The organism is Bacteroidota bacterium, from assembly GCA_016714535.1.
GTDB lineage: Bacteria > Bacteroidota > Bacteroidia > AKYH767-A > OLB10 > JADKFV01.
Window position 1 is genome coordinate 136,569 of record JADKDR010000004.1, and the last position, 22,867, is coordinate 159,435.

Annotated in this window: 14 protein-coding genes; 7 read left to right on the forward strand and 7 right to left on the reverse strand. The window is 39.3% G+C overall.

All coding sequences use genetic code 11. The annotated features are described in order from the left end of the window. Positions 1-4 precede the first annotated feature (4 nt). The 4 genes from IPO27_06485 to IPO27_06500 all read right to left on the reverse strand — a co-directional run bounded on the left by IPO27_06485 (position 5) and on the right by IPO27_06500 (position 7,469). Positions 5-535: an O-acetyl-ADP-ribose deacetylase gene (locus tag IPO27_06485; GenBank protein MBK8846221.1), complete on the reverse strand. Its 531-nt coding sequence runs from the start codon at positions 533-535 to the stop codon at positions 5-7. A 46-nt stretch (positions 536-581) separates the two neighbouring features. Then, positions 582-5,636: a hypothetical protein gene (locus tag IPO27_06490; protein MBK8846222.1), complete on the reverse strand. Its 5,055-nt coding sequence runs from the start codon at positions 5,634-5,636 to the stop codon at positions 582-584. A gap of 89 nt (positions 5,637-5,725) precedes the next feature. Beyond that, positions 5,726-6,823 carry a PorV/PorQ family protein gene (locus IPO27_06495; protein ID MBK8846223.1) on the reverse strand — a complete coding sequence of 366 codons (1,098 nt, stop codon included), beginning with the start codon at positions 6,821-6,823 and terminating at the stop codon, positions 5,726-5,728. A 217-nt stretch (positions 6,824-7,040) separates the two neighbouring features. Beyond that, on the reverse strand, positions 7,041-7,469 hold the full coding sequence (locus IPO27_06500) for a transposase (protein MBK8846224.1): 429 nt from the start codon (positions 7,467-7,469) through the stop codon (positions 7,041-7,043). Positions 7,470-8,216: 747 nt separating this feature from the next. Between IPO27_06500 and pssA the strand changes: the two genes are divergently transcribed. The 6 genes from pssA (at position 8,217) to IPO27_06530 (ending at position 17,570) form a co-directional block, all read left to right on the forward strand. After that, positions 8,217-8,966, forward strand: a complete 750-nt coding sequence (pssA, locus tag IPO27_06505) for a CDP-diacylglycerol--serine O-phosphatidyltransferase (protein ID MBK8846225.1) — start codon at positions 8,217-8,219, stop codon at positions 8,964-8,966. Then, positions 8,963-9,208: a phosphoribosylformylglycinamidine synthase subunit PurS gene (purS, locus tag IPO27_06510; protein ID MBK8846226.1), complete on the forward strand. Its 246-nt coding sequence runs from the start codon at positions 8,963-8,965 to the stop codon at positions 9,206-9,208. The genes pssA and purS overlap by 4 nt, the downstream gene beginning before the upstream one ends. 792 nt (positions 9,209-10,000) lie before the next feature. Next, positions 10,001-13,360, forward strand: coding sequence for a hypothetical protein (locus IPO27_06515; GenBank protein ID MBK8846227.1), 3,360 nt, complete (start codon positions 10,001-10,003; stop codon positions 13,358-13,360). 83 nt (positions 13,361-13,443) lie between these two features. Then, complete coding sequence (gene lptB, locus IPO27_06520) at positions 13,444-14,169, forward strand: LPS export ABC transporter ATP-binding protein (GenBank protein MBK8846228.1); 726 nt, start codon at positions 13,444-13,446, stop codon at positions 14,167-14,169. 67 nt (positions 14,170-14,236) lie between these two features. Further along, positions 14,237-16,411 carry a S8 family peptidase gene (locus tag IPO27_06525; GenBank protein MBK8846229.1) on the forward strand — a complete coding sequence of 725 codons (2,175 nt, stop codon included), beginning with the start codon at positions 14,237-14,239 and terminating at the stop codon, positions 16,409-16,411. Positions 16,412-16,487: 76 nt separating this feature from the next. After that, positions 16,488-17,570 (forward strand): aromatic ring-hydroxylating dioxygenase subunit alpha, encoded by a 1,083-nt coding sequence (locus IPO27_06530; GenBank protein MBK8846230.1) that lies wholly within the window; start codon positions 16,488-16,490, stop codon positions 17,568-17,570. A gap of 133 nt (positions 17,571-17,703) precedes the next feature. Here IPO27_06530 and ruvB read toward each other — a convergent pair whose 3' ends face one another. The 3 genes from ruvB to IPO27_06545 form a co-directional block, all read right to left on the reverse strand. Then, a complete protein-coding gene (gene ruvB, locus IPO27_06535) occupies positions 17,704-18,729 on the reverse strand; it encodes a Holliday junction branch migration DNA helicase RuvB (protein ID MBK8846231.1) in 1,026 nt (341 codons plus the stop codon). Positions 18,730-18,818: 89 nt separating this feature from the next. After that, a complete protein-coding gene (mce, locus tag IPO27_06540; GenBank protein ID MBK8846232.1) occupies positions 18,819-19,232 on the reverse strand; it encodes a methylmalonyl-CoA epimerase in 414 nt (137 codons plus the stop codon). Between the two features lie 39 nt (positions 19,233-19,271). After that, the gene (locus IPO27_06545) at positions 19,272-21,761 is read right to left on the reverse strand and encodes a T9SS type A sorting domain-containing protein (GenBank protein ID MBK8846233.1); all 2,490 of its coding nucleotides are present in this window, start codon (positions 21,759-21,761) and stop codon (positions 19,272-19,274) included. Between the two features lie 329 nt (positions 21,762-22,090). Here IPO27_06545 and IPO27_06550 point away from each other — a divergent pair, with 329 nt between their 5' ends. Continuing rightward, positions 22,091-22,792 carry a CoA transferase subunit A gene (locus IPO27_06550; protein MBK8846234.1) on the forward strand — a complete coding sequence of 234 codons (702 nt, stop codon included), beginning with the start codon at positions 22,091-22,093 and terminating at the stop codon, positions 22,790-22,792. Positions 22,793-22,867 lie beyond the last annotated feature (75 nt).

The following is a 22,867-nucleotide window of genomic DNA, read 5'->3' on the forward strand; positions in this document are numbered from 1 at the left end:
TACTTTAGCCAATGCTGATTTTTTCATGCTCATTTTTTAGCCTCTTCAAATTTTCATCGTCAAAACATACCAGTATTACCTGATCAATGCTGTCATCATCTTGAAGAACAGAATTTAAAGTGCTGATAGAAATTTGCGCAGCCACCTCTTTTGGAAAGCCAAAAATGCCAGTACTTATACTCGGAAAGGCTATTGTTTTGCAATTGTTTTCTACTGCCAACCGCATGCTATTGCGATAACAGCTTCCCAGGAGTTCCATTTCATTCTGCTTTCCACCATTCCAAATAGGTCCTACGGTGTGTATCACAAATTTAGCAGGCAATAGTCCGGCTGTAGTTATTACCGCTTCGCCTACTTTACACCCACCCTGCTGTGCAGCTATTTTACGACATGCTTCCATTATTTCATTTCCACCTGCGTGGTGAATGGCGCCATCAACTCCGCCTCCTCCTAATAATGTTGTATTAGCTGCATTTACTATAGCGTCAGCTTTTATTTTTGTTATATCGCCTTTTTCAATTATTATTTTACTCATGTTGTTTTAAATCAAATATCCAACTCTAATTATTTCAATAAACATTCTACCTCAACAAATACATTTTGCCCCAGCCATTATTAAAAAATTTATCGGCTTCGGTTTCTCGATGCTCAATGCCTTCGCCATTGAGACGAGTAATTACACGATAGAGGTAAACTCCATTGGCAAGTTGATCGCCAAACTCATCTCGCCCATCCCATGCATACTGTGTTATATTGCGACCTATGTGCAAGGGTCCTAGCTCTTCGGTGTTTATCTCGCGAATTACTTTACCACTTACCGTCATTACTTGTATGCGTATGTACTCAGGCACTTCGCTGCCTGTAATGGTAAATGCAAAACGTGTACTTGTACTGAACGGATTGGGATAGTTCATCATGTGTGTAATACTGGCCTTATTAATAATCTCAAAGCTGATTTTGTGATTGCTTACACCGCTCGGGTTATTGCTCTTGTCGGTTCCTTGCACTTGCAGTTCATACAAACCATCGGCAAGTTCAGGATTTATTTCTATTTCAAATTTATTGGACGGTAATTTTGCTTTTCGCCATGCCATCAACATTGGACTTGTACTTGTTCCTTCTACTGGTTCGTAAAACCAGCGTGGCGGTTGAAACGTTCCTTGCTTTGCCAGGGTAACATAAAAATCAGCAGTATCATCCATGGCCAAAAGTTTGTTTTCATCTTTAAAGCTGATACGAATGCCCGGCTTGGCACTTACAATATCGCCATTTAAAATGTGTACTCCATCAAAAGTTACATCGAGCAACGGATTGGTGATATCGGCATTTACTTTAAAACTGATACTGGCATAGTTATTAAAATGATATTGCTCTAATTGATCATTAACCGGATTGGCTTCTATCCACAACGTGTTATTGCCTGACAGCCCCATGGTTGATATGCGAATGCTACAATGTAACGTATCACCCGGGCTAAGTTTTTTATATCGCACCGATGGATAATCTATACGCTTGTTGTTTTTATCATACACATAAAATGCTACCAACATACTATCCATTGGTTCGTTACCTATATTCTTAATAGCAGTGCTTATGGTTATGGTATCTGCTTCTTGCGGATTACTATTTGAAACAAAAAGATGCAAAGATGGATCGGCCATGGCCTCGGGCAATTCCTGAAAAAATATTTGCCATTTTTTTAAGAACACCGGGTCGGGTGCAGGGTTGGTATCTTGCATATATGCTACCATGCGCATATAATTCATTGTGGTATCGTTAACCAACTGATCAAGATTAAACACATCATTTGTTGATGGTGACAAATTATCAATAATTAATTTTTGATTTCCTTTTCCATCTAAGGCAAATACATCCAGCGATATTGAATCGGCAGGTTCGATATTTTCGTTTTCCCAATGCAGGCTTTGCCATTTCACTCCGGGCCCTATACGCTCGCTGAATATAAATCCACGATCCCAGTTACCACCTAAAGTATCCTGAATGCTTACTTGCGGATTGGCATTGTCACCTACTACTTCGCTTGCCGCGAAATTTGGATTTCCCTTTTGGAAAAAATAAATCCAGCAATTATCATCAGGAATAAAATTAATAACCTGGCTACCAAGCGAATTTATTGCATTAACCGCAACAGGCTTAAGTTTGCTGCGCCACCCATTTTTTACATTATAAATCAACACATACTTTCCATTCGGAATTTTGTTTAATAACATATCAGCAAGGCTGTCAGAATAAAACTTGTTGACATCACATGGAAAAACAAAATAATTATCAGGACGATTTGGATTACACACCGAAGTTGTATTGTTATAGTTTCCATAACTGCGCCCTGGCTCGCGGTTATTCCATGGAATAAGTGATACCTCGTCTATTACAACTACATTAATAGCCGATGTTGATCCTGAAGAAAAACAACTGTTGTATCCCTCCAATTTTCCGTTGATAGAAAAATTGACCGCAAAATTATCGTTGTAATTATTGTTGTTGGCTTTGAGTATGCTGCCTGTGCTAACAAAGTTGAAATTCTTATTAGGTCTGCTCCATTCTATGTTTTTGTAATCATCATTTTTAAACTGATACGTATGTCCTTGCGACCATCCCGTTTTACCTTGCTTGTAAACAAATGACAGCTCGTCCCAATAAGGATGCTCTATATCACCCTGCACACTATCGCGAGCAACACGCCAGTAGTATACAAGATCTTCGGTGAGGGTAAAGGGCAATGCCCACTTCACTATGCCACCCGGAGCGGTTACTTTGTGCTCTTGAAAAAAAGGACTTGGCCATTCACTAAAATCTACTGTATCAATCTGAAAAACATATTTAGTTGGAGGTGCCAGTGGATTGGCGGTGGTGGTTACCAGTGTAGTTGTGTTGTTTGGTATGATAGCATACTTAACAGGAAACAATCCATTAATATCATTCGATTTAATATGCACTTGTAAACTAGCAAAGTTGTTACTTTCTATACTCTCGTCAATTTCGTTATTATAATCGAGGTCAAACATAAAGGTATTTATTCCAGCACCCTGAGCCCTGTCAACAGGCAAGGTTACTGTAACGGTATCTGTATATGCTACATAAGGAAGTGATAGCAAGGTGTCTTGTATGGCTTGACTTGGGAATACGCGTGTTACCCTAACATTCAATGGCGACACAGCAGCTTTGCCAATATTACGAATGGTAATACGCAAGGTTAACGAATCTAGCGAAGTGTTTAAGTTTGGCGGTGAAATTTGTATGTCGCTTGATTTGGCAATATAATCAGGCTTTTCTGCGTAGTTTAAATGCATAGCCGGGTCGCCAAGCAGGGCCATGTCTAAGGCTACCGATGCAGCTTCAAAAGCTCCCAGTCCATATTCATTAAACTTAATCATTATGGTGTCTATGGTTGACAGCATTTGTTCGCCAATGCTGCGTCCATAGTTGTAGTAGGCTATATTTTTATACAGATTTTGAGTGTAAGGTTGCAGGGTGTAAATATATCCTTGCGAAGCTTGTGCAATAAAACCAATTGCTCCTCTTTCGTTTTGCATCACAAAATCTTCGGCAGCATAGCGATTCAATAAATGGATATTTCCTACATAACAGGAGTTCGCTACAATTAATGGATAGCGTTTTTTGTTTTTCCAGGATGATGGCACATCCGTGCTTATATCAAAATTTGAACTTGCCGCATGTGCAAAAAAGGTCATAAGGGTAACTCCACTATCAATTATATTTTGGAGGTTGGCACTCAGATTAATTTGAATGGGATCGTTTATGGTTTTTGAAATAGTGCGCACATAGCCACCAAGGCAAGTATCTTCAATGATATTTTTAAAACCATTCATGTGCGAGAGTATGGTAAAGTTTTCATTGGGGTTACTACCTCCTGCAAAATGCAATATATTTTTCATCCATTCCTGTTTGGGAGCGCTTTCGTACTGTTGCATTTTTTGAAGATAGTCTTGCACCTCGTAGCCAGCTACAACCGGCAGTCTTCCTATGGCCATGTGCGGGCGTATGATGGGGTCTTGCTGGTTAAGCCTGGTGGTTAACATGATATCGCTGGGGGTGTGTCCAAATGTGGGAATGTAGGGTTTTGCCTTTACTGTATAAGCAACGGCAGGGTCATATCCTTTGCCTATTAAAAACACATTGCGTGGTTGCCCGCTAAAATTGTCAAATGCATAATTGCAAAAGTTTTGTATCGATAGCGGATGATTTACTACCCCATAAGCAAATTGATCTATTAGTTCATCAATATCTGCTTGCAGTACATTGTAGTTCTTTATAGGATTGTTGGTGCGGTAATTTTTATAGGCCTCGGTTTCGCTCCAAAATTGCCTATGGGTAATAAGCAAATAATCGAATAAGGTATTAAAACCATAATTATGAAACTTGCCAATAGGGGCATCCTTATAATCTACTTTCTGAAAATTGAGGGCATTGTTTGTATTGGTTATGATGCTTGTATCGGTACCAATATACGTTTTTGTGTTTTGAAGATTGGTTGGTAATACCACTTCAAGCACGTTGCCATTTAAAGTTGAAGGTACTTTCTTTATCGTATCTCCGCTAACAGCGTATATCAGTGGTTGTCCTAAGGCAAGGTTGGATAAACTAATACGTGATTTTGCAGAAGATAATGATGGTCGCGCATCAACAGCATAAAAACTTTGAGTTTCCCCGTTGAAATTATAGGAGTGCGCATATGTGAGGTCGTAGTAACGAATCCAGAAGTAATTCGGATTATCATCGCCCCCTGGGTTAGGAAATGCTTTGCAATCAAGTTTTACACTACCACTACCATTTGTAAAATAAATATCATGCTCCTTAAATTGACTCCCCGACACTACATCATTTACCTGCACGCTCCCGTTTATCTTTATCTCATAATTATGATCATAAGCCGAGCGTCCTGCAATTAATGTTTTAAGAATGCAAGGATTGCCATTGAATGCATTGGGTGTAGGAATAGTATAGGTATTTGTGGTTGCTGCAGTAGTAGCCTTTAAATCAAACACTGCCCAACCTTCGCCATCTACATAGGCACTTAGTGATGTATTATAAAAGTCGTGGTAGCCATCGTGATAGTATAAATAATTGGTCGGTTGCCCAACAAATCTATTGGTCATGCAAAAGGGCGATGGCAGGTAACTGTTATAATTTACATCTGTTTCTAACACCATACGCTTGTTCGTATTTGATAAGCTGTTTATGGTAAGAAAATACCAAACCGTATCGTTAAATAATGAAAGCTTATTGTTTTTTTGATACGAAGCTTGCAGGTACACAGCCGTATCAATTCTTCCATCATTTTTAAATCCTAAAAACTCTATGTAATCACCGGGGTTCCATGTTCCATCATTTTCACCCTGTACATGAATGTATTGCTCTTTGCCATAGGCAAAGAGCTGTGTGGCGCGTGGGTCGGTATTCAATGGAAAGCCGGCCAGTTGTAAATCGTTGTAACTAAGGCGATAGATACCATCTCTGGCTATGGCAAGTTTAAAATAGTCCTGATCGCTGTAAGGATTGCCGGGTGTAACTTTTATCCATTCGTTACCATAGGGCTGAGCGTAAAGCCCAAGACCTGCAATGATTGAAAAAATAAGTAGCGTAATCTTTCTCATTTGTTCATACGGTTCAATTTATTCTGTTGCCTGTTGGTTCATTAATCGGTAATTCCGAAAGCATAATTATGCTTTAGTTGGTACAAACATTATTCCTTCTTTTCTTTTTTCTGTTTGATAATGCTCCATCGGAAGCTGAAGATGTGCGAGTAAGGAATACCTGCCTGACTGCCAATATTACTAATAGCATAATCAAGACTAACGTTTTTAATTTTTAAGCCAATTCCCAAGGTTGGTTGCGAAACGGTTGAAACCGATTTATCAATATTCTCCACCTTCTGAATATTTTTTGCACCGGCTCGCACAAAGAGGAAGTTGTCGTATCCAATTTCGGCACCAATATGAGGATCAATGCTGAGTGCATTTGATTTTATCAATACGTTGCGCTTGCCATCCAGATTTATATCTGCATTAAGTTCCGTAAGCAGGTTAAATTTATTGGTTATTTTCCAACTATAAGCGGCCCCGGGAATTATTTTTGGTGCAGTAAGCTCAAGGCCATTTTCAGGAATTTCGTTTCCGGTTTGAGCAAACACGGTATTTAATTTTTCGCTGTTAAATGTCCATGCATTAAACGTGCTTGTTATATCGCGGCCCATCACAGCAAACTTCCAATTGCCTTTGTCATACTGTAAACCGGCATCGAGGCCAAAGCCCCAAGCTTTGGCAAAATCGCCAGCCCTGCGATGTATTATTTTAGCATTGCCACCATAACGCAAACCTGCTTTTTTTGTTTGCTTCGAATACGAAATGATAAAGCCATAATCGGCTGCCGAAAAACTTTTTACTTTATCGTAATTTACATTGCCATCGGGATCTATCAATTCGGTAGTGTCAGGAATATCATCGACTGCCATGCGCACCATCGAAAATCCAATGGCACGAGTTGCATCAATAGGTGCACATAAGGCGGCATAGTCATACTTGATAATGCCGGTAAATAATTCAGCGTGTTGTAAGCCTAGCTGCATATCGCCCTGCTTAAGCACCAGGCCTGCCGGATTCCAATATCCTGCTGTTACATCATTGGTGCTGGCAACCACGCTGTTGCCCATTGCCTGTGCGCGCGCACCCACACCAATCGAAAGAAACTCGTTACTGTATTTTGGAAATAGTTGTGCATGGACAGGTAAATTGGATAGCGTAATAAATCCGGCTATCCCGAAAGCGAGTGTTTTTATGTTCATCAGTGGTGAATTAAGAAAATGTAAACGACCGCGCATGGTGTATTATTATGTTTTCAAAGATAGTAAAAATTTGACTTGCAAGCATATTGACAAAAGCTTGTTGCTTTTTGTTGATCTTTATCAATGCATCTTTAATTTGTTGGATAATTAACAGGTTGCAAACCGAGCGCTCCAGCGAAGATGCAATATTAAGGCGCTCCATTAGGAGCGACCAGATTCATTCTATCCAATCAAATAAATATCGTTCATCATATTCAATTTCAAACTTCTTTAGAAAATCAATATATTCTTCTCTAAAGGTCCTTTTCTTATGATGAGCTTCCTGATTTAAAAAGTATTTGGATACGTTATCAATCTGGCTTTTTGAATACGAAAATGCTCCAAATCCCTCTTGCCAATTGAATTTGGATGAGCCCGCTTTGATATCTCTTACTAAATCTGAAATTGCAATAGACGGTGTTAACCCTACTAAAATATGAGTATGGTCTGGCATACAAAATATTGATAATAATTTTTGTTCTCGTTTTTGAACAATACCTGTAATGTATTTATGCAAATCTTCACGGTATTGCGGGGCTATTAAATTTTTTCTTCCTTTTACAGCAAAAAAAATCTGAATATATATTTGTGAATATGTGTTTGGCATATTTGTGATTTAAACGGGGGATTTCTACAAACGGCTACAAACGGGACGCTCCTATGGAGCTAGGATTCGATGAACAAAATTAAAAATTAATTTGGTTTTGGCGCTATTGGTTAAGATTGTTTGTGGCATTAAAAACAAATTGTTTTTAACTCCTTAGTATTGACATGCTTGTGCAACAGTCGAAACGATTATTGTCTTTAGCTCCGTAGGAGCGGCCTTTTTGTAAAAGAATCAAAATTGATATTGCTTGTAGCTCCGTCAGGAGCGACCACGTTTGTTGGAGTGAAAAGAAAAATGTTATTAGCTTCTGTGGGCTTTATTGCCTAAAAAACCCGGTATTGCTAAACAAAATTTCCTGCAATACATTAAAACATAAATCTTGAATAGTCTCCAACCATCCGACCAGGTTTTTTTTCAATGCTTTGTTTCAAACTGTTATCTCAAACATTGGTGTTACATTATTCAATTGCAAACTCAGAAATCAGAATGCTCCGAATTCCTTTCCTATATTTTGCTCTTCGAGCTACTTAAAAACTTCAATCTTTTGATGTGACTTCATTCAATGAAAATTATCTGCTCATTTCCTTCTGAACCAAGCAATGCGGTCCACACTGCCTATAGATTATAAAGAAAATAGTCCGGGAATTTTTCTTGTTGCAAAAACTCTCAACCTTGTCAGTAAAGGTTAATGCGTTACCTTCGTACCGTAAATTATTTTTTTTGAAAATCAAAGCGCAACTACCCAATATGATTACCTGTGGCAATCTGCTAATGGGAGTAACGGGTATTATCTATTGCCTCAATGGGCATCTAGAACAAGCGGCTTATTGCATCTATATAGCAGCATTGCTAGATTTTTTGGATGGCTTTGTTGCCCGTAAGTTAAATGTAAGTAGCCCCATTGGCAAAGACCTTGATTCGCTTGCTGATTGTGTAACCTTTGGTACCCTGCCCGGATTAATAGTTTTTACCTTAGTTATTTACCCGGCCACATCCGCTCAATTTATTGCTGATATTAACTCGCACTCAGCACTTACTTTATTGGTTGCAGGTTGTGCCTTACTTATACCAGTGTTTAGTGCCTTGCGGCTGGCAAAGTTTAATAATGACACCCGCCAAAGCGATTCGTTTATTGGTGTGCCCACCCCGGCAAATACCTTATTCATTTCATCTTTTATTTTTTTGCAAGCCAACGATGGCAGTAATTATATACACCTACTCACGAACAATGCTATGTCAAATGGAAGCTTGCACTATTTGCAACTTGGGCAGGTGTTTGTTATTTTACTGCTTTGTTATTTGCTCGTTGCCGAATTACCTTTAATCGCGCTTAAGTTTAAAACATTTGACTTACAACCAAATTTTTTGCGCTATGCACTTATTGTTTGCAGTGTGTTGCTATTAATAATTTTTAAATTTGCCGCCTTCGCATTTATCATTCCACTGTATATAATACTGTCAATTGTGGCAGGTATGTTAATTAAAAAAACTTTATGAAATACAAAGCATCTGTAAACATTATGCCTATGAAAGCCTTGCTCGACCCACAAGGAAAAGCGGTTACAGCAAGCATGCAAAATATTGGTATCCCCGAAATTGAGAATGTTCGCATAGGCAAGCATATCACACTTGAAATAGAAGCCCCCGATGCAGCTACTGCAAAAACACGAGTAGAAGAAGCCTGCAAAAAACTCCTTGCCAATTTAATTATGGAGGAGTACGAGGTGGTAGTGGAGTGATATTAATTACAACGCTCCACTTTCCTTACGCTCCACTCATTACATTTGGTTTAGCAACGATAACCAAGGCATCATACTTTTATACATGATGCTGTTTTAATTCGTATGCGTATGATGTGAAGTCGAACAATTTTGCTACGCATCATTTTCTAAAGTAAGATGAGTAAATCGGCTCCATCATTTGTTATCTTAATTGCATTGTTTACATTCTCGGAGTGGAAGTGATATGCTAAATACACTTAGACTTGATTATATATAATGCACCAAAAAATGATGCACTCGCATTGCAAATGCAGGCTAGTAAAACATGAAGCATCTGCATTGAAAATTCAGACTATGAAGCTTCTGTTTTGCAAATGCGGACGAGCGATCGGGGGTTAATTAGTTTGGCTAAAGCCAACTATATAATATTCAATTGCCACATGCTTAAGCATGTGGCAATTGATAGCAAACCGATTTAGGCTTTAGCCAAATTATTTTACAATAAGTTTAAAACAGAATAATGAAAAAGATATTTGTTCTTTAAGAATGATGGGGCTAAGCAAACCTCTGCTCATCAGAATTGCAAATACGAGCGGGCAGGTTCATTTTTTTTCTGATGCCTAAGCAATTTTGACCAATTGATGTTTTTATTAGTACCGGTCTCGCGTTTTTTACAATTCTAAACAGGTCAATCGCATGCTTCACCATTCTTTAACACCAATTTTATGGTATTATAACTACTTTCGTTACGCTTTGCTGTTACCTTTGCAAAGCTAGATTTGAATTGTTGTACCATAATTTTTTTAAACAATGAATAATTATCACTTGCTTATTCAAAAACTTGACGAGTTCATTCGCAAGTATTACAAAAATCAACTAATACGTGGATTGATATATGCGGTAGTGGCTTTTATATTTTTTTATATATCCATTTCGCTGCTCGAGTACTTTGGCCGATTTGATACCACCACACGTACCCTAATGTTCTATACTTTTGTTGGAGTAAATATTTTTTTCCTGGCGCGCTTTGTTGCTATTCCGTTACTCAAGTTGTACCACCTTGGCAAAACCATCACGCATGAGCAGGCCGCTTCTATTATTGGTAGTCACTTTAGCAACATTAGCGATAAGCTGTTCAATACCCTGCAATTAAAAAAACAAAGCGATGTTGCAGGCCAATCAACCGATTTATTAATGGCAGCAGTAAATCAGAAAATTGCCGAACTAAAACCGGTACCATTTACCAATGCCATCGATATTAAAAAGAACCGGCAATATATGAAATATGCTTTGGTACCTTTAAGCTTGTTGCTCATCTTACTATTTGCTGCACCAAGTATTTTTCGCGAGAGTAACGAACGACTATTGCAACACCGCACTTACTTTGCACAGCCTGCACCGTTTCAATTTATCCTTTTAAATAAAAATCTAAAGGCCATACAAAACGAAGATTATGTATTGAACGTAAAATTAGAAGGCAAGGAAATTCCAGAAAATGTTTATATAAAAATTGATGGCAATAGTTTCAAGCTGGATAAAGAAAATACCATTGCCTTTAACTACACCTTTAAAAACATACAGGACAATACGCGCTTTCAACTGCAAGGCGATGGTTATAGCAGCATTGAGTATGAGCTAAAAGCCATTCCCAATCCTACCATTATGAACTTTAGTTTGTTTGTTCGTTATCCTGCATACATCAACCGTAAACCCGAAACGCATCAGAATACAGGCGACCTTATTATACCTTCAGGCTCGCAGGTTACCTGGAATTACAATGCACGCAATACCGAAAAAGTTACCATGCAGTTTAACGATACTACCTTATTTGCTGAGCGCACCGGAGAGCAGGATTTTAAATTGACGCGCAGTTTTCGCAATGCCAATCACTACGCTGTTATCAGCAGCAATAGTAACACGTTCAACAAAGACACCATGAGTTATAATATCGGCATAGTTGCTGATGCCTATCCTCAAATAACGGTGGAGCAGCAAAATGATTCTTTATCGCTGAAGCAAATTTATTTTCGTGGAGCTATTAATGATGACTATGGATTCAGCCGTCTAAATTTTTGTTATCACTACCTCAAAAGTGGCATCGATTCGCTCAAACATGATCAGGAGGTAAAACGAGAAAACATTGCCATCAACCGCAACCTTACGCAAGATCAGTTTTATTATTACCTCAACATGGATAATTTAAAAATTGTTCCGGGCGATGAGTTGGAATATTATTTTGAAGTGTATGATAATGATGGAGTAAATGGGCCTAAAGCTGCACGTTCGCAGGCACATGTGTACAAGGCGCCATCGCTTAATGAGCTGGAAGCACAAAAAGAAAAGAATAACAGCGACATGAAAGATGAGATGAGCGAGGCCATGATGGATGCAAAAAAATTGCAGCGCGAAACCAACGAAATGCTCAAGAAGATGACTGAGAAAAAACAGTTGGACTATGATGATAAGAAAAAATTAGAAGACCTTTTGCAAAAGCAAAAGGATTTGCAAAGCAAGGTAGATCAGATGAAGCAACAAAATGAGAAGAATAACAAGCAGCAATCTGAATTTAAAAAAGAAGATGCTAAAATTGCCGAAAAGCAACAGCAATTGCAAGAACTGATGGACAAGGTGATGAGCGAAGAGATGAAGCAAAAAATGCAAGAGCTTGAAAAAATGCTGAGCGAATTGAATAAGGATAAAATTCGTGAGCAGCTGGAGCAGATGAAAATGGATAATAAAGATTTGGAAAAAGAACTTGACCGCAGTCTTGAATTATTTAAGCAATTAGAAGTGGAGCAAAAGATGAACGATGCTGCAAATAAGTTGGAAGAGCTTGCAAAAAAACAAGAAGAGCTTGCAAAAAAATCAGACGATGCAAAGAGTGATAGCAAAGAATTACAAAAGCAGCAGGAAGAATTGAAAAAGGAATTTGAAGATGTAAAAAAAGATTTGCAGGATGCGCAGAAGAAAAATTCAGAATTAGAATCGCCTAAAGACCTGCCCGATACAAAACAAGAAGAACAAAAGGTGGACGAGAAGCAAAGTGAGAGTAGCAGCGAATTGCAAAAGGGAAATAAAAAGAACGCAAAAAAATCGCAAAAGGAAGCTGCTGAAAAAATGGAAGAGATGGCGCAGAAAATAAAAAAGGGGATGGAAGAATCAGAACAAGAACAGGCCGAAGAAGATGAGAAGGCACTGCGTATGTTGTTGGAGAATCTGATACGATTCTCATTTGATCAGGAAAAATTAATGACCAATTTAAAAACGATGGACATTAATAATCCACAATACTTAAAGCTGACGCAGGAGCAGCGTAAGTTGAAAGATGATGCCCGCATTATAGAAGATAGCCTGTTTGCATTAAGCAAGCGTGTGGCACAAATACAGTCGATTGTAAATCAGGAAATAGGAAAAATAAATGACAATATAGAAGATGCCATTGGACTATTGCAAGACCGCAATGTGCCGCAGGCACGCAGCGAGCAGCAGTATGTAATGACTTCGGTAAATAACCTTGCGCTGATGCTAAGCGAATCGTTGCAACAAATGCAACAGCAGCAACAACAACAGAAACAAGGCAATGGCTCATGCAAAAAACCAGGCAAGGGCAAGCCATCATCCTCTGCTGCACAAATGAAAAAAATGCAACAGAAATTGAATGAGCAGATGAAAGGCATGAAAGAGCAAATGAAACCCGGAGGTCAGAAACCAGGCGGGCAAGGCAATAAGCAAGGGATGAGCGAACAACTTGCCAAGATGGTAGCACAACAGGAAGCTATCAGACAAGCCTTGCAGGAGTATAATAATGCAACCAACAAAGATGGTAAGGTCGGTAAAGATGCGAGTAACGAATTGGAAAAGGCCATCAGGCAAATGGAAGAAACCCAGCGCGACTTACTCAACCGTCAGATAAGTGATGAAACACTAAAGCGCCAGGAAGATATACTGACACGGTTACTAGAGTCGGAAAAAGCTGAACGCGAACGCGATCAGGAAGAGCGCAGAGAAAGCAATGCGCCCGAAAATGAGATATATCGTAACCCGGCTCAGTTTGAAGAATTTAAAAAATTAAAATCACGCGAAACGGAATTATTGAAAACCGTTCCGCCCTCACTCAATACTTTTTACCGCAATCTTGTAAACACTTATTTCCAGGGTATCGGGAATTGATTGAGCACGCTAGTTTTTTATCTATCCAAAATATGCATTACCTAAACTGATGCAGGTGATTATATTTGCACCGAAAAATTTTTATGAAACTTCGCTCGTCACATCTTGTAAAAAAATATAAAAGCCGCACCGTAGTAAACGATGTTAGCATCGAGTTGGAGCAAGGTGAGATTGTAGGTTTGCTTGGCCCCAATGGTGCGGGTAAGACTACCACTTTTTATATGACCGTTGGATTGATTAAACCCAATGCGGGCAAAGTTTTTTTAGACGATCTTGAAATTACCGATGAGCCCATGTACAAGCGCGCCCGCCTTGGCATTGGATACCTGGCACAGGAAGCAAGCGTGTTTCGCACATTGAGTGTAGAAGACAATATTAAAGCGGTACTTGAAATGACTTCGCTCAGCAAAGCGGAGCAGTATGAAAAATGCGAAGCACTACTCGAAGAGTTTGGATTGAATAAAGTACGTAAAAGCAATGGCAATGTACTCTCAGGTGGTGAAAGGCGCAGAACCGAAATTGCAAGAGCGTTGGCTGTAAATCCCAAATTTATTTTGCTCGATGAGCCTTTTGCCGGTGTAGACCCCATTGCTGTAGAAGATATACAACAGATAGTTTCTAAACTTAAAACAAAAAATATCGGCATACTCATTACCGATCATAATGTACACGAAACGCTTGGCATTACCGACCGTGCATATCTTTTATTCGAAGGCAAAATATTAAAACACGGCACACCCCGCGAACTTGCCGATGATGAAACCGTGCGCAGAGTTTATCTGGGACAAAATTTTGAGCTACGCTCATAAACTAATTTAACTTACTGCTTTATTTTTGTATTTTTGATTATTCAAAAAAAATCAAAAGCACCACGCTATGAAAAAATTTCTCTCTTTTCCATTATTATTTCTTTGTGCTCTATCCTTTTCGCAACAAGCACAACACAATCATGCTATTGCAAAAATTATTGAGCGCGAAAGCAAAAGCAACCGGTTGGTGCCAGTATTTGTTCAAGGCGATATCACTGCTATAAAATCTGTGGTGCAAGAATTACAAGGTGTGTTTGTGCACCACAGCGGCAACATTGCCGCTGTGCAAATTCGCGAAAAAGATTTGACGCAGTTCATACAATCGAAAGGAGTGCTACGCGTAGAGAGTGGTATGTCGCGATATATTCCACTGAACGATACCATGCGTGTAAATAATTTTATACAACAAATACATGATGGTAATGTTCCCTTGTCGCAACCGTACAAAGGTACCGGAGTGGTGTATGGTTTTATAGATACGGGCATTGATTATACGCATCCTGACTTGCAAGACACCACTGGCAAAACACGATTTGCCTATATATGGGATCAAACCAAACCCGCTGCTACCAATACTCCTGCACCATTCAACTATGGACAAGAGTGGGACAAAACTGCTATCGACAACGGGCAATGCACCCAAACTGCCAACTATCACGGCACCTTGGTTGCCGGCATAGGCGCAGCTAATAATAATGGTATAGGCCACAACGAAGGTGCAGCTCCCGAGGCGACCTTGATTGGCGTGAATTTCGATTTCAGTAATTCAACAAATAAACTTGCCGATGCAGTGGCATACATTTATGATAAAGCTAATTTACTAGGTATGCCCTGTGTTATTAATGCTAGCCTTGGCGATTACTATGGCAGTCATGATGGTCAGGATTTGGAAGCACAACAAATAAAAAATTACATAACCGCACAACCCGGCAGACTTATGACAGCAGCTATTGGAAACAAAGGAGACGACAGCTTACATCTTGGTTACAATGCATCGTCAACTACAAGATTTACCTGGTTTAAATTTGATCCCAATTTAAATAGTTTTATCCCGGGCCTTGGTTACTACATACAAGTGTGGGGCGACACAGCCGATTTTAAAAATATCAATTTCAATATTGGTATGGACGAGTCGAAAGACTATTACAGCTACAAAGGCAATACTCCTGACTTTAATGTACTCAACTCTTTGCTACTGAATAAATACGATACGTTAAAGAATGGTGCAGGCCAAAGGCTTGCCATTATAAACAGATACAGTTTTATACAAGGTGGTGTGTATTCACTTGAGTATTATATTTTTCCCGATAGTTCAAACTATTTGGTAAGGTTAAATAGTAGTGGCAGTGGCCATCTTGATTTGTGGAATATTATATTTAGCGGAAACCCTTATTATCCTTCGGGAATGGTGATAAGAGATTTACCTTCAGTTGCCATCAATCCTGACATTGCAAATTATGAAATGCCCGATAATGATCAAAACATGGTGAGCAGCTTTGCTTGTTTGGATGAAGTAGCTACTGCTGGAAATTATTTCAATCGCAAAGATCACATCGATTGTGCACTTAATCCGCAATCGCTTATTGCCGAGCAGCGTGGCAGTATCGTTCCTAATAGCAGCACAGGCCCTACACGCGATGGCCGTCAAAAGCCTGATGTAGCCGCATCGGGTAGTTATAATATGTCATGCATACCCGTAGCTTTTTGGCCGCAACTACCTACCATTAAGCAATCGCTTGATGGTTGCAAGCATTGGGCAAGTGGTGGCAGCTCGTTTGCCGCGCCCGTTATTGGTGGTACCGGAGCCTTGTTTTTAGAATTGTATCCTACCCTTATTCCAGCAGATTTTATTAAGTGTCTGCGCAGTAATACCTACTCAGATACCTTTACAGGCAGCAACCTCCCAAACAATAAATGGGGCTCGGGAAAATTAAATTCATTTGCTACGCTCACCAATTGCTCAGTAACATCTATTAATGATACGGAAATAAATGACCTGTTGCTGGTAGCTCCAAATCCTGCTACCGTTGTATTAACGGTAACCCTATATGTAAGCAGCGGAAGCACACCCCAGCTATCGGTTTACTCCATAGATGGCATGTTGCAATACACTACCTCATTAGCTACTGCTAATGGAAAAATAGTGCATTCACTCGATTGCAAGAACTTTTCGGCAGGACTGTATATGGTTATGGTTAACAATGGCGGTAAAATTTCGTATTCCAAATTTGTGAAGGAGTAATGTTAATTGCTTATTAGCTCTGACGATTTCCCCCGAATAATTATATTCTGTTTTTATAAAATAATCATTTGCATATATGTCTGCATTTAATGTTGATTCCAATATTGCCAGAGCATCTACAATAGATAAATCTGTTTATACATCGCCTGAATTTTTTATTTCGGCCAAGGAAAAAATATTTGCTAAGACGTGGCAGTATGCAGGCCACAATGAGCAACTTCAGAAGACTGGCGACTGTATGCCTGTAGCCTTGTTGCCCGGTTATTTGGATGAGCCATTGATTGTTACCAATGCAAACAATAGTTTGCATTGCATGAGTAATGTATGTACACATCGGGGTAAAATTTTGGCCGAGCATGCGTGTAATGTTAACCAGTTGCGTTGCCGATATCATGGGCGTGTTTTTGATATGAAGGGAAAGTTTAAATCGATGCCTGAGTTTAAGGAAGTAGAAAATTTTCCTTCCGAGGCAGATAACCTAACGAGGGTTTCGTTTTTCGAATGGAGTAAATTTTTATTTGCTTCCATTAATCCCATTAAACCTGCCGAAGTTTTTTTTAATGATATGATGCAACGTGTGGCGTGGATGCCCTTACACGAATTTATGCATGCTCCACAACACGACAAAGATTATTTAATCAATTGCAATTGGGCATTGTATTGTGAAAATTACCTCGAAGGATTTCATGTGCCCTTTGTACATGCCTGCTTGAACGCTGTTCTCGATTTTAGTGATTACAATACCGAATTATTTTTTCCGTATTCAAATTTGCAATTGGGTGTAAGCAAAACAAGCGAAAACTGTTTTGACTTACCTGCAACTTCGCCCGACTATGGACGCAATATAGCTGCCTATTACTTTTGGGTATTCCCCAACATGATGTTTAATTTTTATCCGTGGGGTTTATCCATCAATATAATACAACCACTTTCTGTTGACAAAACAAAGGTGCGCTTTATCACATTTATCTGGCGCGAAGAATTGCGCAACACTGGGGCAGGAGGTGATTTGGATAAAGTAGAAAAGGAAGACGAAGAGATTGTAGAAAGTGTACAGAAAGGGGTACAAAGTCGTTTTTACAACAAAGGCCGATACAGTGTAACACGCGAGCAAGGCACACATCACTTTCATCGATTGCTAGCGGAGTTTTTAGGATGAAGCCGTATTAGTGGCCTCTCATTTTTTGCCACGAATCCACTGATTTTCACGAATGAATAATTTAATTGCAAAAAGAAAATTTGATTTCTCTTCGAATACTTAACTTAATGGAAGAATCCTTATTAGGAGTTACCTATTCAAACAAAGTTCCTTCCGAATTTTTAATTTTCTTACCAAGATGTTTGTAAGCAAGTTCTGTTGCTTCACGTCCTCGCGGGGTGCGCATCAAATATCCTTCTTGTATCAGGAATGGCTCATATACTTCTTCAATGGTGCCGGCCTCTTCGCCTACAGCAGTTGCTATGGTGGTAATTCCTACCGGACCACCTTTGAATTTATCAATGATGGCACTCAGTATTCTATTATCCATTTCATCCAATCCATTTACATCCACATTAAGTGCATTCAATCCATATTGTGCAATGGCCATATCAATATTTCCATTACCTTTTATCTGAGCAAAATCGCGAACCCTGCGTAGCAGGGCATTGGCTATACGTGGTGTGCCACGGCTTCTGCGCGCTATTTCAAAGGCAGCATCTTCACTTATTTGCACACGCAAAATATCGGCACTGCGAATTACTATCAGTTGCAATAATTTAGAATCATAATATTCTAATCTCGAATTGATACCAAAGCGGGCGCGTAAAGGTGAAGTCAACAAACCAGAACGCGTAGTGGCGCCAATTAATGTAAACGGATTGATTTTGATTTGCACACTACGAGCATTGGGGCCACTCTCTATCATGATGTCTATCTGATAATCTTCCATAGCCGAATACAAATACTCTTCTACTATGGGTGATAGGCGATGTATTTCATCAATAAATAAAACATCATTTGCATCAAGGTTGGTAAGCAACCCTGCAAGGTCGCCCGGTTTATCAAGCACAGGACCTGAAGTGGTTTTAATATTTACTTTAAGTTCGTTGGTAATAATATGTGCAAGCGTAGTCTTCCCTAATCCCGGTGGGCCGTGCAACAAAACATGGTCGAGTGCTTCGCCACGCTTAACAGCTGCTTTTACAAATATCTGAAGATTGTCAATTATCTTGTGTTGCCCTGTAAAATCATCAAACGATAAAGGCCGCAACGCCCTCTCAATGTCACGATCTATCGATGTGAGATTTTCTTTTTCGGGATCGAGGTTTTTATTCATTGGTGCAAAGATAGTTGGTAGAGGGATTAGAATGGATAACCCAAAATATTTTATTGCAAACCGAAAGGTGGGCTTTTTAAATCAATTCCCTAATCATTCACCTTCTTAATCTCCTGACATAATTCAACCAACACACCATTGGCATCTTTTGGATGTACAAAGCAAACCAATTTATTATCTGCTCCTTTTTTAGGTTGCTCGTTAAGTAAAGTGAAACCTGCTTCGCGCAATCGTTTCATCTCGGCATAGATATCTTCCACATCAAAAGCGATGTGATGAATTCCTTCTCCTCGTTTTTCTATAAATCTGGCAATGGCACTTTGCTCACTGGTAGCTTCAAGCAATTCAATTTTATTTTCGCCAACTTTAAAAAAAGAGGCAAGCACATGCTCGCTTGATACTTCCTCTTGTTTGTATGGTTTGGTATTAAGCAGTGTGCTGTACGTATCATTGGCAGCGGCCAGGTTTTTTACTGCAATACCGATATGCTCTATTTTATTCACAATTATTTATTTTAGTAATTCAATCAGGTGGTCAATGGGTTAATTAATAAATACTTTTTTCATGCTCCGCTGTGATACTGATTCAGCTTCAACAAGTATCAGGTAAATTCCCGAATTTATTGTCGGCAGGTTGAAAGTAAACTTCGAACTTCCTGCATGTATATTCATGTTGTTGTCAACTATTTTTTTTCCGCTTATATCATATACACTTACCGTTACATTTTCACTTTTGGAAAGGTAGCTTACAATATGAATCTGATTATTAAAAACAGAATGAATAGTAAGCGAATTGTTAATTGCCTTTTCGTCAACCGAAATGGGTAAGCCCCCAAGCGGAAGTGTATACACTCCGCTACCATGTGTAAAGGCAACAACCGAATTATTACTTGCGCTATATTGTAAATCGTAAATCTGTGTGGCATCGTGCAAGCCCGTATTTAAAGTGCTCCATGTTAAGCCCCCATTATCGGAATAAAAAATTCCAAGGTCGCATCCTGCCAGTATTTGCTGCGAATTGGTAGGGTTAATAAACAACGTATGAAATGGTGTATTGGGCAAGGAAGTACTTACATCCATCCACGATGCACCGCTGTTGGTTGATTTAAAAATATGCCCAGTACCATAGCCATTATAGGCAATGTAAAGTTCGTTATCGTTGTTTGGATTAATGGCAATGTCGCGCGGGAATCTATCGGGTAATAAGCCGGTAATATTGGTAATTGATGATCCCGCATTTAATGAAAGAAAAACTTTTCCGGGGTTACCTGTAGTAGGTGCAGTTGTAAAATAAACTTTATCTGCATTGGTAGCGGATACAGCTATTGCCAATACCTTATTACCGTTATCAACATTGTTCAAAGTAGTATAGGTAAATCCACCATCGTACGAGGTATTAAAATTTTGATCACCAAAATATAACTGTGTTGGGTTAGATGGTGCAAGAACATAAGGTGCTACAAAGGCCGCACTAGACCCACTAAATACCGAATTAAAAAATTGTCCACGGTCGGTTGATTGATATACGTTTAAGTACTGTGAAGAAGCATATTGTATGTTGTCGTCTGTAGGATGGATAGCAGTATAGCAACCATCGCCTCCCGTTTTTGGATCCCAGTTTTTAGTGCCTGTATATTGATACGTGTTGCGATCTTGCAAGCCGCCCAACATCATGCTACTATCTTGTTGCGATACTGCACCACTATAAAATTGCGACACATTATATCCATTAGCACACCAAGCCCATGATGCACCACCATCATTTGAACGATAAAGGCCGGCATCGGTAAGTAAATACAATTTATTATTATCAAGTGGATTAAAAATTAAATCATGCAAATCGGGCCAAGGCAATGTTTCAATTTGTGTAGGGTCGTAATACGTTGTTTGCAAAAAAGTGTTTGCCATATCATTGGATTCGTGCAAGTAAACACCTCCGCAAAAAACATGGGAACTATCAGCCGGATCAAATTTTAAACACTTACTATACCAGCCTTGATATGAGCCAATGTCAATAGTTGCTTCTAATTGCCAACTAAAACCTGCATTTACACTTACATATTGACCCTTTGATAAAAAGTCATCGCAGATGTGTGCAACTAATAGGTTTGAATTGCCTGGATAAATATCGATACAAATTCTGCCCGTAATAGATGTTGGTAGCCCTGTGGTAAGTTTATTCCAGGTAGTGCCACCATCGGTCGTTTTGTAAATGCCATGATCAGGGCTATCTAAATTACCAACACATGCATACACCACTTGCGCATTGATAGGATCAACAGCCAAATCCATCACCATGGTTGTATTAAAAACTTTGCTCCAGGTAGTGCCACCATCAGTTGATTTATAAACACCTTCGGTAGTAGCGGCAAATACATTGATTGGGTTTTGTGTATCATATATAATTTCCCATACGGTTGATTGCTGATTGGCAAGCCAATTAATAACATGACTCCACGTGTTGCCGCCATCTGTTGACTTCAACATACCAATGCCATGACTGCCGCGCGTAGTGCGCACTACCAGGCCACCACTATAAGCATCGTAATTGTAAGTTTCGCCTGTTCCAATTAGTAATTCGTTTTTATTTATTGGATTGATAGCAATGCTTGCAACACCCAGCACCGGAAATCCGGTTGGCACATACTGCCAGGCATTGGCACCAAATCCTCCGGTAGTAGATTTCCACAAGCCCCCGGATGCCGAACCTAACCAAATGGTACCGGTATCAGTAGGATGTATAGCAATGCTATTGGTACGACCACCCACATTGTCGGGGCCAAGGCTTGTCCACGCTGCACTTTGCTTATACGATGCATGCAAAAAGTTTGCAGTATAAAAACTATAAGCATTGGCAAAAGCTTCCTTAGGTACATCAGCTAATGGATACGCAGCTGCTTTATTTTCAAAAAAAAAGGCATCGTACACTTCAGGATGCTCTTTAACATCCCTATCTGTAAAAATAAATTTTACAGTTAACACTAACCCCATTATTAATATGGAAGCGAAAAGAAACAGTGATGATATTTTCATAGAAATTATTTTTTTTGAGTGAAACAAAAGTAAATTAAAAACAGAAACAAGCACCAAGTAGGCAGTAGGTGCCATAAATTTCTACGAAACATTTGCAGCCGCTTTATGATTTACCACCTTGTCTGCCATTATACAATTGACGATTTTGCTTGTAACACTGCTCCCAATGCCGGCTCAATTGCCTAATGCAATTGCATTAAAGGTAGTGTGCTGTTATAGCCTGACAAGAATGTCTTGAGAATCAAAAAGAATCAATCGTTATAAATTCAACATATAAAATCTATATAGGCTCTATAAAAAAATTATTTTTGCAGTCAAAATAACTAATAATGATAAACAGAACAGTAGCAAATGCAGATGTTGCAATAGAAGGTATTACTGATGGCATGACCTTAATGGTAGGCGGTTTCGGGTTATGCGGCATTCCTGAAAATTGTATTGCTGCGCTTGTACGCAAAAACATTAAGAACCTCACCTGTATTTCAAACAATGCTGGAGTTGACGATTTTGGCTTAGGCTTGTTGCTTCAAAACAAGCAAATAAAAAAAATGATTTCGTCTTATGTAGGTGAGAATGCCGAGTTTGAAAGACAAATGCTAAGTGGCGAGCTTGAAGTGGAATTAATTCCACAAGGTACGCTTGCTACACGTTGTCTGATGAGCGGCTATGGCATTCCATTCTTTCCAACACCTGCAGGTGTTGGTACTGAAGTAGCCGAGGGAAAACAGCTTATTAATCATAAGGGCCGCGAATATCTGATTGAAGAAGCCTTTGAGGCTGACTTTGCTATTGTTAAAGCATGGAAAGGTGATACTATGGGCAACCTTATTTTTAAAGCAACTGCACGCAACTTTAATCCCATGATGGCCATGGGCGGCAAAATTACCATTGCCGAAGTAGAAGAACTGGTAGAGCCCGGAGAACTTGACCCAAATCAAATTCATGTTCCTGGAATTTTTGTACACCGTATTTTTAAAGGTGATATGTATGAAAAACGCATTGAGCAAGTTACGGTACGCAAACGTTCTTAATATTACTCTGCCAAACGTATATCGTCATGGTTACATTCTTATCGCATTAATCGATTGTTTTTAAACTCAGCTCTT

Bases quoted from the DNA above. Each gene is read 5' to 3' on its own strand.
- IPO27_06485 (MBK8846221.1), bottom strand. From the start codon at position 535: ATGAGTAAAATAATAATTGAAAAAGGCGATATAACAAAAATAAAAGCT.
- IPO27_06490 (MBK8846222.1), bottom strand. From the start codon at position 5,636: ATGAGAAAGATTACGCTACTTATTTTTTCAATCATTGCAGGTCTTGGG.
- IPO27_06495 (MBK8846223.1), bottom strand. From the start codon at position 6,823: ATGAACATAAAAACACTCGCTTTCGGGATAGCCGGATTTATTACGCTA.
- IPO27_06500 (MBK8846224.1), bottom strand. From the start codon at position 7,469: ATGCCAAACACATATTCACAAATATATATTCAGATTTTTTTTGCTGTA.
- pssA (MBK8846225.1), top strand. From the start codon at position 8,217: ATGATTACCTGTGGCAATCTGCTAATGGGAGTAACGGGTATTATCTAT.
- purS (MBK8846226.1), top strand. From the start codon at position 8,963: ATGAAATACAAAGCATCTGTAAACATTATGCCTATGAAAGCCTTGCTC.
- IPO27_06515 (MBK8846227.1), top strand. From the start codon at position 10,001: ATGAATAATTATCACTTGCTTATTCAAAAACTTGACGAGTTCATTCGC.
- lptB (MBK8846228.1), top strand. From the start codon at position 13,444: ATGAAACTTCGCTCGTCACATCTTGTAAAAAAATATAAAAGCCGCACC.
- IPO27_06525 (MBK8846229.1), top strand. From the start codon at position 14,237: ATGAAAAAATTTCTCTCTTTTCCATTATTATTTCTTTGTGCTCTATCC.
- IPO27_06530 (MBK8846230.1), top strand. From the start codon at position 16,488: ATGTCTGCATTTAATGTTGATTCCAATATTGCCAGAGCATCTACAATA.
- ruvB (MBK8846231.1), bottom strand. From the start codon at position 18,729: ATGAATAAAAACCTCGATCCCGAAAAAGAAAATCTCACATCGATAGAT.
- IPO27_06545 (MBK8846233.1), bottom strand. From the start codon at position 21,761: ATGAAAATATCATCACTGTTTCTTTTCGCTTCCATATTAATAATGGGG.
- IPO27_06550 (MBK8846234.1), top strand. From the start codon at position 22,091: ATGATAAACAGAACAGTAGCAAATGCAGATGTTGCAATAGAAGGTATT.